1 protein-coding gene is annotated in these 800 nt (G+C 49.6%); it reads left to right on the plus strand.

The features are described from left to right. Positions 1-18: 18 nt before the first annotated feature. On the plus strand, positions 19-800 hold a 782-nt coding region (locus tag ACOCD2_RS23200), incomplete at its 3' end, for an ISL3 family transposase (RefSeq protein WP_419626233.1).

The following is an 800-nucleotide window of genomic DNA, read 5'->3' on the forward strand; positions in this document are numbered from 1 at the left end:
AAGCTGATGAATCAACACTTGGATACGAGTAAACAGCCGCATGAACTCCACCTAGAAGTTAAAGCGGAGCGTGGTACGAAATACGCTTGTCCCGAATGTGGTCAGTTATGTAAGGCGCATGATTTTCAGGAGAAAACCTGGCGCCATCTAAATTTCTTTCAGCATCACTGCTATATTCATGCCTCAGTCCCTCGTGTGAAATGTCCCGAACATGGTGTCAAGCTGATTGATGTACCGTGGGCGCGCAAAGGCAGTGCTTTTACCTTGCTGTTCGAGCAAGCGGCTTTGACCCTGGTTCGAGAGATGCCGGTCAACGCAGCCGCTCGGATTATTGAAATCACTGATAAGCGTTTATGGCGTATAGTCGAGCATTATGTTGGCCAAGCCATTGAGCAGTTTGATTTGTCCGATGTCAAAGCGGTTGGTCTGGACGAGACGGCGAGCAAACGGGGCCATAACTATGTCACCGTATTTATCGATATGGAGCGGCGAAAAGAGCCTGTGCTATTTGTCGCTTCCGGTAAGGGCAAACAAACTGTGGCACAGTTTTCCGATTTTCTGGCAGCGCATAAAGGCGACCCATCGGTGATTCAGGAAGCGGTATGTGATATGTCACCCGCCTTTCTTACGGGGATAAAAGAAAGCTTGCCCCAGGCAGAGGTTACAGTGGACTGGTTCCATATTGTGCAGACCTTTACTCGTGCATTGGATGAGGTAAGAAAACGGGAAGGCCGTGTCAAACCCTTGCCAAAACACCTGCGCTGGAGCGTACTCAAGCGGGGAGATGCAGATCATTTGAC

Origin of the sequence: Thiolapillus sp., assembly GCF_048562965.1 — a bacterium.
Taxonomy (GTDB): Bacteria; Pseudomonadota; Gammaproteobacteria; order Chromatiales; family Chromatiaceae; genus Thiolapillus; species Thiolapillus brandeum_A.